Annotated in this window: 17 protein-coding genes; 15 read left to right on the top strand and 2 right to left on the bottom strand. The window is 56.0% G+C overall.

The features are described 5' to 3' along the window. Positions 1–188: 188 nt before the first annotated feature. The 8 genes from thiS to PHC90_12375 all read left to right on the top strand — a co-directional run bounded on the left by thiS (position 189) and on the right by PHC90_12375 (position 7,894). Entirely contained in the window at positions 189–407 is a 219-nt protein-coding gene (gene thiS / locus PHC90_12410) for a sulfur carrier protein ThiS (protein ID MDD3847143.1), read from the top strand. A gap of 112 nt (positions 408–519) precedes the next feature. Beyond that, complete coding sequence (locus PHC90_12405) at positions 520–1,416, top strand: xanthine dehydrogenase family protein subunit M (protein MDD3847142.1); 897 nt, start codon at positions 520–522, stop codon at positions 1,414–1,416. Beyond that, on the top strand, positions 1,416–1,886 hold the full coding sequence (locus tag PHC90_12400) for a (2Fe-2S)-binding protein (protein MDD3847141.1): 471 nt from the start codon (positions 1,416–1,418) through the stop codon (positions 1,884–1,886). Before PHC90_12405 ends, PHC90_12400 begins: the two co-directional genes overlap by 1 nt. Positions 1,887–1,904: 18 nt before the next feature. After that, a complete protein-coding gene (locus PHC90_12395) occupies positions 1,905–4,256 on the top strand; it encodes a molybdopterin-dependent oxidoreductase (protein MDD3847140.1) in 2,352 nt (783 codons plus the stop codon). A gap of 9 nt (positions 4,257–4,265) precedes the next feature. Beyond that, positions 4,266–4,910, top strand: a complete 645-nt coding sequence (locus tag PHC90_12390) for a hypothetical protein (GenBank protein MDD3847139.1) — start codon at positions 4,266–4,268, stop codon at positions 4,908–4,910. After that, positions 4,907–5,575, top strand: a complete 669-nt coding sequence (locus PHC90_12385) for a hypothetical protein (GenBank protein MDD3847138.1) — start codon at positions 4,907–4,909, stop codon at positions 5,573–5,575. Before PHC90_12390 ends, PHC90_12385 begins: the two co-directional genes overlap by 4 nt. Positions 5,576–5,699: 124 nt before the next feature. After that, on the top strand, positions 5,700–6,917 hold the full coding sequence (locus PHC90_12380; GenBank protein ID MDD3847137.1) for a P-loop NTPase: 1,218 nt from the start codon (positions 5,700–5,702) through the stop codon (positions 6,915–6,917). Positions 6,918–7,009: 92 nt separating this feature from the next. Continuing rightward, positions 7,010–7,894 (top strand): PAC2 family protein, encoded by an 885-nt coding sequence (locus PHC90_12375; GenBank protein MDD3847136.1) that lies wholly within the window; start codon positions 7,010–7,012, stop codon positions 7,892–7,894. A 13-nt stretch (positions 7,895–7,907) separates the two neighbouring features. Here the strand turns inward: PHC90_12375 and PHC90_12370 are convergent, their stop codons facing one another. Beyond that, on the bottom strand, positions 7,908–8,252 hold the full coding sequence (locus tag PHC90_12370; protein MDD3847135.1) for a hypothetical protein: 345 nt from the start codon (positions 8,250–8,252) through the stop codon (positions 7,908–7,910). Positions 8,253–8,574: 322 nt separating this feature from the next. Here PHC90_12370 and PHC90_12365 point away from each other — a divergent pair, with 322 nt between their 5' ends. The 7 genes from PHC90_12365 (at position 8,575) to PHC90_12335 (ending at position 14,838) form a co-directional block, all read left to right on the top strand. After that, positions 8,575–9,396, top strand: a complete 822-nt coding sequence (locus PHC90_12365; protein ID MDD3847134.1) for an ABC transporter permease — start codon at positions 8,575–8,577, stop codon at positions 9,394–9,396. Between the two features lie 8 nt (positions 9,397–9,404). Beyond that, positions 9,405–10,655, top strand: a complete 1,251-nt coding sequence (locus PHC90_12360) for an ATP-binding cassette domain-containing protein (GenBank protein ID MDD3847133.1) — start codon at positions 9,405–9,407, stop codon at positions 10,653–10,655. Beyond that, positions 10,652–11,137: an outer membrane lipid asymmetry maintenance protein MlaD gene (locus PHC90_12355; GenBank protein MDD3847132.1), complete on the top strand. Its 486-nt coding sequence runs from the start codon at positions 10,652–10,654 to the stop codon at positions 11,135–11,137. The genes PHC90_12360 and PHC90_12355 overlap by 4 nt, the downstream gene beginning before the upstream one ends. Positions 11,138–11,151: 14 nt before the next feature. After that, positions 11,152–11,742, top strand: coding sequence for an ABC transporter substrate-binding protein (locus PHC90_12350; GenBank protein MDD3847131.1), 591 nt, complete (start codon positions 11,152–11,154; stop codon positions 11,740–11,742). A 233-nt stretch (positions 11,743–11,975) separates the two neighbouring features. Further along, positions 11,976–12,782: a VacJ family lipoprotein gene (locus tag PHC90_12345; GenBank protein MDD3847130.1), complete on the top strand. Its 807-nt coding sequence runs from the start codon at positions 11,976–11,978 to the stop codon at positions 12,780–12,782. Between the two features lie 87 nt (positions 12,783–12,869). Further along, positions 12,870–13,517 carry a hypothetical protein gene (locus tag PHC90_12340; protein MDD3847129.1) on the top strand — a complete coding sequence of 216 codons (648 nt, stop codon included), beginning with the start codon at positions 12,870–12,872 and terminating at the stop codon, positions 13,515–13,517. 169 nt (positions 13,518–13,686) lie between these two features. Next, positions 13,687–14,838, top strand: coding sequence for a pyridoxal phosphate-dependent aminotransferase (locus tag PHC90_12335; protein MDD3847128.1), 1,152 nt, complete (start codon positions 13,687–13,689; stop codon positions 14,836–14,838). Positions 14,839–14,899: 61 nt separating this feature from the next. On the opposite strand, the gene PHC90_12330 is transcribed toward PHC90_12335, so the two are convergent. Further along, positions 14,900–15,431 (bottom strand): hypothetical protein (locus PHC90_12330; GenBank protein MDD3847127.1); only part of this gene is annotated, 532 nt, incomplete at its 5' end.

Here is a 15,431-nt window from a genome sequence, read left to right as displayed (position 1 = left end):
TTTGTCCTGCCGACAATGATGGCGACGAGTACCCTCTGTTAGTGTATCGGCCTCGTTTTTTCCTGTCAATCCCATGGCTGTAAGTCCTCGCAGTACCTTCCCGCCCTTCCGGGTCGGTCCCTCCCGCGCGGCCCGAAGCAGTTTTTTTCTGGCAAGCCGATTCCCGTTGGTCTACAATTATTCCAGACATGGCGGCTGCAGCACAGATAGAGATCATTCTCAACGGACTGAAGGAGAGAGTGCCAGAGGGTACGACAATTTCCGAACTGATAAAGTCATCCGGTGAAGCAGACAAGCATCTCGTCGTGGAACGCAACAACCGCTTCATCCACTCCCACGCCTACCCAACGACAACCGTCGAAGAAGGCGACAAGATCGAGTTCATAAACCCGGATTTTGGAGGATAAGGAAAGACGGTTTCATGCTTCACGTTTCAGGTCCAAAGCACAGGACGGCTCCGTCGAAGTTGCCTCAGACCTGAAACACGAAACATGAAACGGCATCTATAAGGAGGTTTTAATGTTATTGCTGCCAAAGTTTGACTATGAGGAGCCGAAGAGCTTGCCGGAAGCCCTGGCGATGCTTTCGGAACTGAGGGGAAAGGGGAGGGTGATCGCCGGGGGCACTGACCTTATCGTGAACATGAAGAAGGGGACCGTCAAACCGGCATGCCTTGTGAGCCTGAAGAAGGTGGATGGGCTCAGGGAGATCGTCGGAGAGAACGGGGCCCTTGCCATCGGCTCCCATGTGACGGTGTCACAGATCGCCGAATCCGATCAGGTGGCATCCGCCTTTCCCGTGCTCGCCCGGTCCGCCTCAGGTCTCGGTTCGCCGCTCATCAGGAACCGCGCGACCATCGGGGGAAACATCGTAACGGCGCGGCCAGCGGCCGACCTCCCTCCTGCCCTCATTGCTCTCGGCGCACAGGTCGAACTCAGGGGGAACGGAAAAGACAGGAAGGTGCCGCTGGACGGTTTTTTCACGGGACCGGGAAGCTCGGTGATAGAGCCCGGCGAGGTGCTGACAGAGATCATCGTACCCGCCGCACCGCCATTCACAGGCGGCGACTATATCAAGCTCGGCCACAGGGCGGCCCTGGAGATCGCCATCGTCGCGGTGGCCTCGAGGCTGACCCTCGACAAGCCCGACGGGGTGATCGTTGACGCGCGCATTGTCCTGAGCTCCGTGGCTCCCACCGCCGTGCACGCCGTGTCGGCGGAAAAGGCCCTCATGGGTCAGCGCCCCTCGGAAGAGCTCTTTGCCGGCGCCGCATCGCTGGCGGTTGCTGACTGTTCGCCCATAACGGACATACGCGGCGGCGCCGAATATCGCCGGGACATGGTGAACACCCTTGTGAAGAGAACGCTGCTCAAGGCTTACCATGATGCCGCGGGGGTGAAAGGGGGAGGTGCGTGATGAAGAAGCTGATAACTTTCAGAGTGAACGACAGGGAATATGAGATAGCCGTTGCCCCCAACAGGACCCTTACCCAGGTGTTGCGGGAAGACCTGAACCTCCTGGGAACAAAAGAGGGTTGCGGGGTCGGCGACTGTGGTGCGTGCACCGTCATCGTCGACGGCAAGCCGGTGAATTCCTGTCTCGTCCTCGCTGTTCAGGCGGACGGTTCCGATATAACGACGATAGAGGGGGTGGCCCGCGGCGATTCCCTTCATACGGTCCAGCAGACATTCGTGGAAATGGGCGCCATTCAATGCGGTTTCTGCACTCCCGGTATGGTCCTTTCCGCCACGAGCCTTCTCGACAAGAATCCCCGGCCGACGGAGCGCGAGGTAAGAGAGGCCATCTCGGGGAACCTCTGCCGGTGTACGGGGTATCAGAAGATCGTGGAGGCCGTGCAGGAAGCTTCCAGAAGAATGAAGAAATGACGAGGAGGAGGCGGAACTATGAAGGCATATAACGTGATAAATACGCGGCTGCCCAGGGTGGATGCCAAAGCCAAGGCGACGGGAGACGCCCGCTATGCAGCGGACCTTGCGATGCCCAACATGCTCTACGGGGCGTTTTTGCAGAGTCCCTTCGCGCACGCGAAGATACTGAATATAGACACAACGGCGGCGAAGAAGCTCCCCGGGGTCAGGGACGTGGTCACGGCGAAAGAGGCAGGATTGGTAAAATACGGCGTCAGCCCTGCCCGATATGATGAACAGGTTTTCTGTCCCGACAAGGTACGGTATGTTGGGGATGAGGTGGCCGCCGTGGCCGCCGATGACCTGGAGACGGCCATGGAGGCGGTATCTCTCATCAAGGTCGACTACGAGGAACTCCCTGTGCTCCTCGATATCGAGTCTGCCATGAAGGAAGGGGCCATTGCCATCCACGACGATTTTCCCGGCAACATCGGCGCCGAGGTGCACCAGGAGTTCGGAAACTTTGAAGAGGCGTTGAAGGAGTGCGACATCGTCCGGACGGACAGGTTCGTGAACAAGAGACAGGACGGAGGATTCCTGGAGCCTCAGGCCTGTCTTGCCCATTACGATCTGAACGGGAACCTTACTCTCTGGACGTCGACGCAGTCGGTCCACTATGTTCAGAGGAGCGTTTCCATGGTGCTCGGCATCCCCATCGGCAAGGTGCGCGTCATTAAGCCTTACGTGGGCGGCGGGTTCGGCCCCAAGGCGGCGGTGAATGCCATGGAGATAGCGGCGTGCCTCATGTCGAGGCGAACGGGCAGGCCGGTGAAGATGGTCTTCTCCCGGGAACAGGTCTTCCTTCATTCCCGGGCCCGGCACCAGTTTTTCCATGAGTTGACGACGGGTGTGAAGAAGGACGGGACCATCGTGGCCCTCAAGAACACCTGCTACCTCGACGGCGGCGCCTATTCGAGCTTCGGTATCGCCACGATCTACTATGCCGGTTCCCTTCTCGGCGCGCCCTACAAGCTGCCGAACATGAAATACGACGGCTACCGGGTCTACACGAACAAGCCTACCTGCGGTGCCCAGCGCGGACACGGAGGCGTTGCCGCGCGCGCGGCATGGGAACAGCAACTGGACAGCATTGCCGCAGAGCTCAACATGGACCCCGTGGAGTTCCGTCTCAAGAACATCATGAAGACGGGCGACGTGACCTGCAATGACTTCAACATGTCCAGCCTCGGGATGAAGGAGTGCCTCGAGGCGGTCCGGGACGGTTCGGGCTGGAGCACGAAAAAGGGAAAGCTTCCCGCGGGCAAGGGGATAGGCGTTGCCTGCGGCTTCTTCGTGTCAGGCGCCGGCTATCCCATCTACCGGTCCGAGACGTTTCATTCCACGGCGACGATCAGGCTTTCCGAAGATGGCGGCGCGGTGAACCTCTACACCGCCGCGGCGGAGATAGGCCAGGGGTCGGACACCATCCTGGGACAGATCGCCGCGGAGGCCTTAGGTGTTTCCCTCGATGACGTGAAGGTGCACTCGGGAGACACCGATTTTGGCGTCGACCTCGGCGCCTATTCCTCACGGCAGACCCTCATGTCCGGCCATGCCGTCAAGGCGGCCGCTGAAGACACCAAACGGCAGGTGCTGGAGGCGCTCTCCGAAAAGCTCAACATTTCCATTGCGGACATGGATATTGCGAAGGGGGTCGTCGTTTTCAAAAACGGGAATCCCGATTTTTCCCAGTTGCGGACGGCTTACATCAAGGAGCACCGCGGGTGGGAAGACCTTCCTTCGGGAGGGGAACTCACCTTCAGAGAGGCGGCGCGTATTGCTTTTCTCACGCGGGGTGTTATAATCGGGAATGGTGCTTACAAGCCCGGGGAACTGGGGGGCAAGTACAAAGGTGCCGCGGTCGGGACTTCGCCGGCCTACGGTTGTTCCGCCCAGGTGGTCGAAGTGACGGTGGATATGGAGACGGGCAAGGTCACCGTTGACGACATGACCGACGCCCATGACTGCGGTTTTGCCATCAACCGGACGAACGTGGAAGGGCAGATGCAGGGATCGCTGTCGATGGGACTCGGCGAGGCCCTCTTTGAGGAGGTCAGGTTTGACGAAAAGGGCCGGGTTGCCAACCCCTCTCTCGGCGAGTACCGCATCCCCACAGCCCTCGACATGCCCAATGTCAGGACCATCATAGTCGAGAGCGATGAGCCGAACGGGCCCTTCGGGGCCAAAGAGGTGGGGGAGGGCGCGATAATGCCCACCATCCCTGCCATCCTCAACGCCATCCACGATGCCGTGGGGGTGAGGATCGACGAGCTTCCGATCACGTCGGAGCGCCTCTATGCCTTGATGAAGGGGAAGAGAAGAAAATAGGAGGACGGTATGTCTGTGCTGCTGACGCAGAGTTGGGACATAAGCCAGGGGAAGGACTATGAGTACTCGCAGTTCATAGTTGAGACCTATTTGCCTGAAATGGCGACGATGGGCCTCGTGCCCGTCGGCGGCTATTATGTCGAGGTGGGCTTCGGTCCCCGCATTATCGCTGTGTTCAGCGTCAATGAGACGGAAGAGGTTCTGAAGACCATTGCGGGAAAGAGGTTCAAGGACCTTCTCCAGCAGCTCAAAGCCATAGTGATAAATTACCGGGGCGCCATCCTGGAGCCCACCGGAGCCGTCAAGCGAGGCAAATACACCATCCAGAAGGGCGTCTGGAAATTGAACCAGTACTATGATCTGAAACCGGGCGTGAAAAAGTCCTATGCCGATTTCGTCATAAACGAGCACATCCCCGCGATGAACAAGATCAGCTTCGCGGAAGTGACGGGCGGGTGGAACGTATTGATCGGCGGCATGAGCGAGGTCATCGCGGAATTCACCTTCAAGGACGCCATGGATGTCGGCAGGCTCCTGATGAACGAGGACTACAGGCGCATAACACAAAAACTGCGCAACGAGTTCGCCGCCAGCTACGCCAGCAGAATAATGAAGAGCACAGAGCGGTTCGACGAACCTCGGTGGTTCAAGTGAGCAGGCGGGTGAGGGCATTCGAAAGGGTTCTTCTGCCGGGGATGGCATTTGTCAGCGTTTTTGTTTTCCTGGTATTTTTCATGGGCGCTGTCTCCCGGGGGGAAGAGGCCGGGAAAGGGGCGCCGGAGGGAGCAGCGACGCTTTCCCCGGCGGAGCAGGAAAAACTGGCCAGGGAACTCTACACCGTCATGATCGGGACCGATAAGGGAGACCTGGAGACGTTCATTACCCTCCATACCCGTGTCATCAAGGAATGTCCTGACACCGAAAAGGCCCGGATATCCGTGTGGCGCCTCTCAAACCTCTATCTTTACGCAGGCGAGCGTCCGGATTACCGGAAGATCATAGAGCTCATGGAGCATCTCATCGAGCGTTATCCTGATTCGTCGATCATTCCGAATGCCAAACAGCGGCTGCTCCATGCCTACGAAGAGACAGGGAATGCGAAAAAGGCCCTGTCGATGTATGAGGAGATCTTCGAGAAACGCCCGGCTGCCCTTGAAGACCCTAAACTGGCCGCGTACATGCTCGGGTACGCCAAGGCTTTGGCGGAAACGGGAAACAAGGATAAAGCTGCAGTCGTATACAATAAGGTGCTTTCATTTCAGGACAGGACTGAAGACTTTCTCCTCGACATCGCAAGAAGCGAACTCGAGAAGCTATAGTAGAAAGAACAACGCGCCTCCTTTTTTTGACTTTGCACCAATCCATCATCCATCGCCTGCTCTTCCGGTACGTATATTGCAAAAACATACTTCGATGTTTACTACCCTTAGAGGATGCCGATAGATGATCGTGAACAGGCTGGAAACGGATAAGGTACGGGAAATAAAGGCGGCTTGCGCGTGTCTGTTCTCCGAGGCGGCGGCTAAGAGTGATCGTTTTCTGGAAACGCTCAGTGTGGATATGGTGAAACGGGCCTATCATCGCAACGCCAGGGTACACCATCCTGACATGAAGGCGGGCGCGGTCGTCAAGGATGTGACATCGGATCGCTTTCTTGCCATACAACAATCCTACGAGGTGCTCGTCGACTATCTGGAAGGGATGAATCCGGCGAACGACGCGGTCCTTGCTCACGGAAAGATCATCGCCGTGGGGGGCGCCAAGGGGGGCATCGGCAAGAGCGTCATTACGGCCAACCTCGGGATATACCTGGCGTCACTGGGGCTGAAGACCGTCCTCGTGGATCTCGACCTGGGGGGTTCCAACCTCCACCTGTATCTCGGGTACCGGTCCATCCTGCAGCGTTCGATCAACGATTTCCTGAAGAAGAGGGTGAACTCCCTTACTGATGTCATGATACAGAGCCCCCACGGGCCGATCCTTGTCGGCGGCGATAGTTCGGAACTGGGCTCGGCAAATATAGATTTTATGAAGAAGATGAAGCTCATCAGGGCCATAAATGCCATAGAGGCGGACTGTGTTGTTCTCGATCTCGGGGGCGATACGTCCTACAATATTCTCGATTTCTTCCTTCAGGCGGATCACGGCATCGTTGTGACCACCCGCGATTCGGCGTCCTATATCGGAGCCTACCACTTCCTGAAGGCTGCCATGTATCGCAAGCTCAATCGGCTCACGGGCATGGAGTCCCGTTCCGGCGAGGGGAAGGATGTCCTCCTGGAGAAGTACATCCGTGAGTCCATCATGTCGGAGGACGGGCAAAACGCAAAGACGATCAATGAGCTCGTTGCCTTCATCAGGGACGACCACCCCCAGTATCTCTCAACGGTAATGAACGCGGTCTGGGGCTTCAACCCTTACCTCATTGTCAACAGGGTTCCCCAAGGGGTGGGTCCTGAGGAAGTTGCCGGCAAGATACAGAACGTGACGAAGAGGTGGCTTGCAAGGGAGGTCAAACTGCTGGGCAGCATAGGCCGCCATGCCGACGTCGAACGAAGCGCCATAGACCTCGTCCCCGCCATAACCCGCTGCCCGAAAGGCGCCTTCGCCATGGAAATAGCCGGCATAGCCAACCGACTGTTGTCCACGGGAGGAAGATAGGCCGCCGACCCGTGTGCCCGTCTGCGTATGCACACTTCTGCTTGACATAAGGCGGCGAAGGGCATTAGCTTTTAGGGAACTGGAGGTTCCTTGTGAGAATAGGTGGGTTTGAACTTATTGATCCTGTTCCGGAGTTGAATGAACCTTACGTGGTGGCAACACTCCGGCCGTGGATTGACGTCAACAATGTGGGCAGCCTGGTCCTTAAGGAACTCGTGGGACAGTTCTCGGCTTTCGAACTGGGAAAGCTTGCCAGGCCGGGGCGCTTTTACGATTTTACGCGGTACCGGCCCACCATCGACATCGAGGGTGCCATCAATGATCTCTCTGTTCCCAATACGACGCTCCACTATGCCCGAAGGCAGGGGCAGAATGACCTTGTCCTTCTTGATCTCCTGGAGCCCCATGCCAACGCCGATATCTACGTCGATTCCGTCGTCAGGGTGCTCAAGGCCCTCAAGACGAGCAAGTATGTTCTTCTGGGCAGCATGTACGACGTTGTGCCCCACACGAGACCTTTGCTCGTCAGCGGCTATGGAATGGGCGAGAAAGCGTTGCAGGATGTGAGGATGGCGGGCGCAATGCCCATTACCTACCGGGGGCCGTCCACCTTTGCCAACCTCATAACGAAAAGAGCCGCTGAATCGGGCATCGATGCGGTTGTCTTCATCGTTTCCCTGCCGCAATACGTGGTGATGGAAGAGGACCATGTGGGCAAGGTCAGGCTCATGGAGGTTCTCAACATGCTTTATAACATCCCCATCGACAAGGAGGAATTCGAGAAGGCCCTGCGCCAGCGCGAAATCATCACAGAGAGATTGAAGGCTTCCCCGGAGGTGGGCGAAATCCTTTCCCAGCTCGAAAACACCTACGACATGCGCGTCAAAGCGATGGAAAAGGAAGGTATCCTCCAGCTTGGCCCGGACATGGAAGAGATCTTCTGGAAGACCATAGAAAAGAATATAGGGAAAGCCTGACCTCGCCGGACTGTCACCATGCCCGGGTCAGGGTTACTCCGTCCACGACCATTTTCCATTGGCTGTTCTCTTCGTAGGGTGCCCTGGAGACAACGAATGTCGTCGAAATGAACGGGAGTCCGACGATGAAATTATCCCCTTCAAACCCGCGAAGCGGTCCGGAGATGGATTTCGAGACGCCGCCGCGTATGCGTTTGTATTTTACGGAGCCGTCCTCCGTAATGAGCAGGTACATCTCCCGAGACCGCCATTCACCGACATACCGGGTCTTCTCCGGAGGCACCGGTGTGCCGCATCCGGAAAGAAAGATGGACACCGCCAAGACTGCCAGCAACACCATGCAACGGTTTTGGTTCATAACACTCGCCTTCCTTTCGATCGTGGCCGTTACCGCCCCGCTGAGGTTATCCTACCCTGCGATAGGGGAAAAGGCAATGATCGGGGCCGCGTCGATCGCTCCGCTTCGCTGAGGATGCACCTCCATATCACCCGGAAGAACCCCGACAAAGAGGAGGATGGACATGGGTTTGAGGTGGTTGTGCATTAGTTGACACCGGGAGTTTCGTTGCTTATAATGGCTGAACGGGAGCAAGAATACTCGCCTGCAGGTGCGCCTTGAACAGGTTGTCATCGAAGGGGCAAAAGAAAAGGCATGTCCCGCTCGGACTTCTGTGGATGATATGAAAGAACTGGACGCAAAAAAAGAAACGCCGAATCTCGTTGTCTCCTTTTTCTCCGCCATAGGCCGCCTGACGATCGGTGCCGTCGGGGATTTCGGCGCCATGGCGGTTTTCTTCTTTCTCGGCTTCATCAACATCTTCCGGGCGAGGCAGATCCGGGAGATCACGAACCAGACCTATTATATCGGTGCGAAATCGTCCCTTATCGTGATGCTTGTCGCCCTTTTTACCGGCATGGTGCTGGGCCTGCAGCTTTTCTACACCCTCGTGAAGTTTGGTTCCGTGGGCGCCCTGGGGTCCGCCATCGCCCTTTCCCTGGTGCGGGAGCTCGGACCAGTTCTGACGGCCATCATGATAGCCGCACGAGCCGGTTCGGCGATGGCCGCGGAAATCGGTATACTGCGCAATTCAGAGCAGATCGATGCACTCTACACGATGGGCGTTGACCCCGTCCGCTACCTGGTCAGCCCGAGAATAGCGGCCTCGATCATCAGCTTTCCTCTTCTCACGGCATTCTTCGATCTCGTCGGTATAATCGGGGGCTACCTGACCGGCGTTCTTCTTCTGGGGACCAACGGGGGAACATATTTTTACCGAGTGCAATCCTCATTAGGCATGGTAGATATTCGGGGAGGTTTCATAAAGGCCCTCGTATTCGGTGCCATTGTCTCCTGTATCTGCTGCTTTCAGGGTTATTTCTGCCACATGAGGAGTGATGGATTCGGGGCAAAATCGGTCGGACAGGCCACAGTATCGGCAGTTGTGATCTCCTGCGTGATGATCCTTGTTTCCGACTACGTGGTGACATCATTTCTGATGTAAGGACAATTATGGACACGCCTCTCATAGAATTCAGGAACGTTACAAAGAGATTCGACGGGAGAACGGTGCTCGACAACATCAATCTGAGCATTTACGACAACCAGGTCACCACCATCATCGGAAAGAGCGGCACCGGCAAGAGTGTGCTTCTTAAGCATATCATAGGCCTCCTCAAACCGGATGAAGGCACGATACTGTTTCAGGGGAAACCCGTTAACACGATGAAAAAGGCCGAATGGGAAGGGCACAGGCGCAGGATAGCCTATCTTTTCCAGAACAACGCCCTCCTTGACTCGATGACCGTTCTCGACAATGTGGCGTTTCCCCTGCGTCAAACGACCGATCTGGCGAAGGGCGAGATAGAGAAACGGGCAATGAAGAGGATAGAGGACCTGGAGCTCCTGGAGGCTGTGGATAAATTTCCGTCGGAGCTCTCCGGAGGCATGCAGAAACGCGTTGCCCTGGCCCGCGCACTCGTCACTGACCCCGATATCGTCCTTTTCGACGAACCGACAACGGGGCAGGACCCCATCAGGAAGAACATGATCCTGAGCATGATCATCCATTACAGGAAGAAATACGGCTTCACCGCCGTTATGATAAGCCACGACATACCCGACGTTTTCTTCATCTCCGACCGCGTGATCATCCTCTGGGAGGGCAGCGTGGGCTTCGAGGGGCCTTACGAAGAGGCCATCAAACAGAAAGTCCCCATGATCGACGAGTTCCTGCGGAGCCTCGAAGGCTTCGAGGACCAATTGACGGGCCTGCTTTCACGGGAGGCCTTCAACGTGCACTATGCCGCCATGCTGGGAACCACGGCCAGGGAAACGAACTTTTCAGCGGCGCTTTTCAGCGTCCGGCTCGACATTCTCTACGAGGCTCTGGGGGCACAGGCGGCGGTGGAGGTCATCAAGACCCTGGGGGAGTATACCAACCGGTATTTCGACAGCATCGGTGGGTTCTCCGCGCGCCACAGCAGGGATGAGATCCTGACCATTTTCCCTCACAAGAACATAGATGAGGCACGCAGACTCGTGGTGGAATATTCACGCGACCTGGAGAGCGGGTTCATAGATCACATCAGGGACATCGCATCGGCGAGCGCAGGCACGGCTTCGTGTTTTGACATCTACATCCATGCCGGGGTCATTGAGATCTCGCCCGAGGATACCATTGAAGAGATGATTGAGAAGGGTCGGGCAAAGCAGGAGATCATTTCGACACACCGATGCGACCTTGGAGGTAAGGAGCAATGAAAAAATATTCCATAGAGACAACGGTGGGCATCTTCATAGTCATCGGTCTTATCTGTATCGGATACATGACCGTGAAACTTGGCAAGGTGTCGCTCTTCGGAGACAAGACCTATCCCCTGTCTGCCCGCTTCACCTCTGTGACGGGTCTCAGGGTGGGGAGCGCCGTCGAGGTATACGGCATCCAGGTGGGCACCGTGACAAGCCTCACCATCGACCAGGACAGACAGATGGGGATGGTGGGGATTAAGATCGGCAAGGATACGGTGATCTACGACGACGCATCCGCCACTATTAAGAGCGCGGGCCTCATAGGCGATAAATACGTAAAGGTGGATCCAGGCGGATCAGGACAGCCCCTGAAACCCGGGGGCATGATCACGCAGACCTCGGTGCCCGCGGACATTGAGGACCTTATCGGCAAGTACGCCTTCGGAGATGTTAACAAGGAGCCTGCCAAGGGCGGGGAGCAACCCGCCAAATGATCAGGGAGGACAAATTGAGAAAAGCACTGGTTGGTTTAATGATATTCGTCATATCCATGGCTCCTTTCCATGCATTTGGAGGAGCCGCACTCGATACAGTAACAACGAACGTGAACAGTGTTCTCGATGTGCTCAGGGACCCCAAGCTCAAAGGCGAGTCGGGCAAGAAGGCCAAAGAGCAGAAGATCGAGGCCGCCGCCGATAAATTGTTCGACTATGTAGAGCTTTCCAAGCGGACCCTGGGACTCAACTGGAACAAGTTCAGCATGGACCAGCGCAAGGAGTTCGTTGAACTTTTCAAGGCGCTCCTCAGAAACACATATATTGACAGGATCACGGGTTACACCGATCAGAAGGTGAGCTTCGTAAAGGAAATGCCGCTTTCGGAAACCACGATAGAAGTGCAGAGCGTGGTGGTGTCGGGAAATGGCAGGACGCCCATAAACTACAGGGTCATAAAGAAGGAGAATAACTGGAAGGTCTACGATGTCGTCATCGAGGGCGTGAGCCTCGTAAACAACTACCGTACACAGTTCAGGGAGATTCTCGGAAACAATCCACCGCAGGCGCTGATAGACACGCTGCGTAAAAGGGCTGGAAAGTAATGGTATATCACCCCAGTGCTCCGCAGGCCGGAAGAAGAGCTTCCTTGAAGCGCTCCGCCTTCCCCTTCCTCATGCTCCTCCTTTTTTTCTGCTGCCCGTTGGTCCATGCCGGATCGGAGGTTTCAGAGACCGGCCCGATCACTGTAAGGGATCTTAAGGCCCCCGAGAGCACGTTCTCCGAACCTGCCCTTTCCGCTCAAGGGGTTGGCAATACAACATCCGGAAACCCTCGGATGGCACAAAGCAAGCCGCAGGAACCCGCCGCCCCTGCCGCCGGGATCACGCCGCCATCATCTGATGAATACGGCGATGTGACAGCGAAAGATGTGGGCGAAAGGGCGCCTTCCAGTGCAAGTGCCGGGGCGTCATCTGATGAATACGGCGACGTGGCGACTGAGGATGGGGCCTCAGCTGAACCGCGGGAGGTTATCGCCGATCCCATAAAGCCCTTTAACATCGCGATGTATCACTTCAACGACAAGCTCTATTTCTGGGCATGGAAACCCGTTGCAACAGGCTACAAATATGTTTTGCCCCGGGAGATCAGGGGTCTTTTCAGCAGTTTCTACGCAAACCTGAAGGCTCCTATCCGCATCGTGAACAATCTCCTCCAGGGCGAGCCCGGCTACGCCGGTAAGGAGCTGGCAAGTTTTCTTATCAATTCGACGATCGGCGTCGGCGGATTAAGGAACTGCGCGGAAGAGTGCTTCGGTCTGCGGGGGAGATATGCCGATTTCGGGCAGACCCTGGGCAAGTACGGCGTCGGCTTTGGTTTCTATCTCGTATTGCCCTTTGTCGGCCCTTCGAGTGTCCGCGACGGTTTCGGTTTTCTCGTAGACTGGACGATGAGGCCGCAGACGTATATCGGTGATGAGTTCTTCAGCTACGAGAGCGTAGGCCTTTACACTCATGAGCAGATCAACAGCACATCTTTTCACCTCGGGGAATACGAGGCGTTCAAGAAGGCCTCGGTCGACCCCTACGTATCCATGCGGGACATCTTTATCCAGTACCGCAAGAACCTGATCGAAAACCGCTAGCATCGATCCATCTCCCAGGCAATGGATTGATCCCGGGCAGCGGCTTCATTGATTTCTTTGGATCCCGAAGAGAAAGGAGGAGGCCATATGTCGCTTTTATTCATTCAATACTGGGATGTCATCGAAGACAGGGAGCAGGAATATGCCAATTACGTCAACGATACATACCTTGCCGAGATAACAACCCTCGGCTTTGTCCCTGTCGGGGGTTACTACGTCGAGGTGGGGTTCGGGCCGAGGACGATCACCGCCTTCTCTTCGGAAAGCCTCGAGGATATTTCGAGGATCATCACAGGCAAAGGGTTCAGGGACCTTACCCTGGGACTGAAAAAATACGTGGCAAATTTCAACAACACCGTCCTCGAACCCGACGGCACCATCAAGATAGGGAGATATCCCATCCAGAAGGGGGTTTGGAAATTCAACCAGTACTATGATCTCCGGCCGGACATGAAGAATGAATATGAGGATTTCGTTATCAATGAATACGTTCCTGCAATGCAAAAGATTGATTACGTCACCGTGACGAACTGCTGGAACGTGGTGCTCGGCGGTTTTTGCGACATCATCCTTGAGATCACCTTCAAGGACCCCGAAGATATCGGCCACCTTATGAAGGGCAATGATTTCCGCAGGATCACGCGCACGCTCAAACGACAATTCGTGACCAACTACACCAACCGCATACAGAGGACCACGAAATGGTTCAGCGATCCGAAATGGTTCAAACGGTAGCGCCGGATCTCGATGGAAGGATTGATTGTGTTGCGTTCCCCGCGCTTGCCGCCTTTCAAAAGATAATGGAAAAATGGTAGAGTGAGTCAATAAAACCTTTAAACGGTGCCGGGAGTGGGTACATGGTGCCGTTCGAGATGAACAGATCTGCGGATACCGGGGCGATAAGATGAGATATGATTTTGATGAGGTTGTAGAGCGAAGGGGCACCGACAGTATTAAGTGGAGAAGATACGGCGATGACGTTCTCCCCTTGTGGGTGGCTGATATGGATCTTGTCTCCCCTGAACCGGTCGTTGCGGCCCTGCATGAACGGGTGGACCACCGGGTCTTTGGATATGGAGGGGCGACGGAGGAACTCATCAGCGTCATCCGGGAGCGGCTGAAAAGGCTCTATGGATGGGACGTCCCCGGGGAAGAGATCGTTTTTGTACCCGGGGTTGTCACGGGTCTCAATCTCGCATTTCAGCTTTTCGCGGAACCCGGGGAGGCCGTGCTGGTCCAGCCGCCGGTCTATTCACATTTCATCGCCGATCCGGTGAACCGCGGCCGTTCCGTCATTGACCCTCCGTTGATAAAAAAGGGGGACACCTACGAGATCGATTGTGATGCGTTCGAGAAGGCGATCACCGACGGTACGCGGATCTTTGTGCTGTGCAATCCGCACAACCCTGTCGGCCGCGTCTTCAGAAAGGATGAACTGGAGCGGCTTGCAGATATCTGCATGGGCCGCAATGTGTTGATCTGTGCCGATGAGATCCACTGTGATCTTCTGTTTCCCGGTAATCGCCATATACCCATCGCAACTCTTGGCGGTGAGGTGGCGGACCGCACCATCACTTTCATGTCGCCGAGCAAGACGTTCAACCTGGCGGGCCTGAAGTGCTCCTTTGCGATAATCAAGGACCCCGCGCTTCGGAAAGCCTGGTCAAAGGGCAGTGAAGGCCTTATCCCCCATGTAAACATCATGGGCCTTGCCGCAGCACTTTCAGCCTTCAGGGACGGTCAGGAATGGTTGGACCAGTGCCTGACCTACCTTGAGGGGAACAGGGATTTTCTGGTCCAATACCTGCGCGATTATTTGCCTTCCATCACGATGACCCGTATGGAGGCTACCTATCTCGCCTGGCTGGATTGCAGAGGATCGGGAATACCGGGGAACCCCTATCGTTTTTTTCTCAAGGAGAGCAAAGTGGCCCTCAATGACGGGGCCGAATATGGAAAGGGCGGAGATGGATTTGTCAGGCTCAACTTTGCATGTCCGAGAAAGACCCTGATCGATGCCCTCGAGCGCATGGCGCATGCCGTGAAGAAACTGTAAGCCCCGCTGTTCACTGACAACTGCGCAGTTCACGCCCTGACCTTAGGCTGCCCGGAGGGATTCATGAGGGTGGCATTTTCTTGAGGACCTTGCCGCTCCTGGCGTCATAGAACCATATTTCGATGAGGTTTATGTAAACATAATGATACCTGCCCAGGTAGGTGCCCGGATTCTCGGCAGCTGGCCTGTGGCTTATTTCCTCGTACGAGGTATATGGCGCCGCAAGCCTGCCCACGAGAAGCGCCATGATGCCGCCTTCAATACGTCCTGCCTCTTCGGGTGTCATTTTTGTTACCGCCGCGATCGCCTCGCGGCCTGATCCCTTATTCCCGCTGTGCGGCTTCCTGTCGTCCCCTGCATTTGCCTTCGCGGTCGTTTCTATTGGAAGGGCCCCGGTATTAACGACGACCACCGCATACTCGCTGAACTTTATCTCTTCAATGTTCACCCTGGAGCCGTCGCTTTTTGTCATCGTATACCTGTTGTCGAGCTGGGGAAGGTACCTGACCATGAAGGCCCTTTTCATTCCATCCTCCCTGCACGCCTCAAACGCGGCGGACAACGGACAGCGCACACGCATGGCCTGGACTTTC

Source organism: Syntrophorhabdaceae bacterium (genome assembly GCA_028698615.1).
Taxonomy (GTDB): Bacteria; Desulfobacterota; Syntrophorhabdia; order Syntrophorhabdales; family Syntrophorhabdaceae; genus Delta-02.
Note: the sequence above shows the minus strand (reverse complement) of the source record. Positions and strands in the feature narration are given on the sequence as shown.

Coding starts and splice junctions, on each gene's coding strand:
- thiS (MDD3847143.1), top strand. CDS start 189: ATGGCGGCTGCAGCACAGATAGAGATCATTCTCAACGGACTGAAGGAG.
- PHC90_12405 (MDD3847142.1), top strand. CDS start 520: ATGTTATTGCTGCCAAAGTTTGACTATGAGGAGCCGAAGAGCTTGCCG.
- PHC90_12400 (MDD3847141.1), top strand. CDS start 1,416: ATGAAGAAGCTGATAACTTTCAGAGTGAACGACAGGGAATATGAGATA.
- PHC90_12395 (MDD3847140.1), top strand. CDS start 1,905: ATGAAGGCATATAACGTGATAAATACGCGGCTGCCCAGGGTGGATGCC.
- PHC90_12390 (MDD3847139.1), top strand. CDS start 4,266: ATGTCTGTGCTGCTGACGCAGAGTTGGGACATAAGCCAGGGGAAGGAC.
- PHC90_12380 (MDD3847137.1), top strand. CDS start 5,700: ATGATCGTGAACAGGCTGGAAACGGATAAGGTACGGGAAATAAAGGCG.
- PHC90_12370 (MDD3847135.1), bottom strand. CDS start 8,252: ATGAACCAAAACCGTTGCATGGTGTTGCTGGCAGTCTTGGCGGTGTCC.
- PHC90_12365 (MDD3847134.1), top strand. CDS start 8,575: ATGAAAGAACTGGACGCAAAAAAAGAAACGCCGAATCTCGTTGTCTCC.
- PHC90_12360 (MDD3847133.1), top strand. CDS start 9,405: ATGGACACGCCTCTCATAGAATTCAGGAACGTTACAAAGAGATTCGAC.
- PHC90_12355 (MDD3847132.1), top strand. CDS start 10,652: ATGAAAAAATATTCCATAGAGACAACGGTGGGCATCTTCATAGTCATC.
- PHC90_12345 (MDD3847130.1), top strand. CDS start 11,976: ATGGCACAAAGCAAGCCGCAGGAACCCGCCGCCCCTGCCGCCGGGATC.
- PHC90_12340 (MDD3847129.1), top strand. CDS start 12,870: ATGTCGCTTTTATTCATTCAATACTGGGATGTCATCGAAGACAGGGAG.
- PHC90_12335 (MDD3847128.1), top strand. CDS start 13,687: ATGAGATATGATTTTGATGAGGTTGTAGAGCGAAGGGGCACCGACAGT.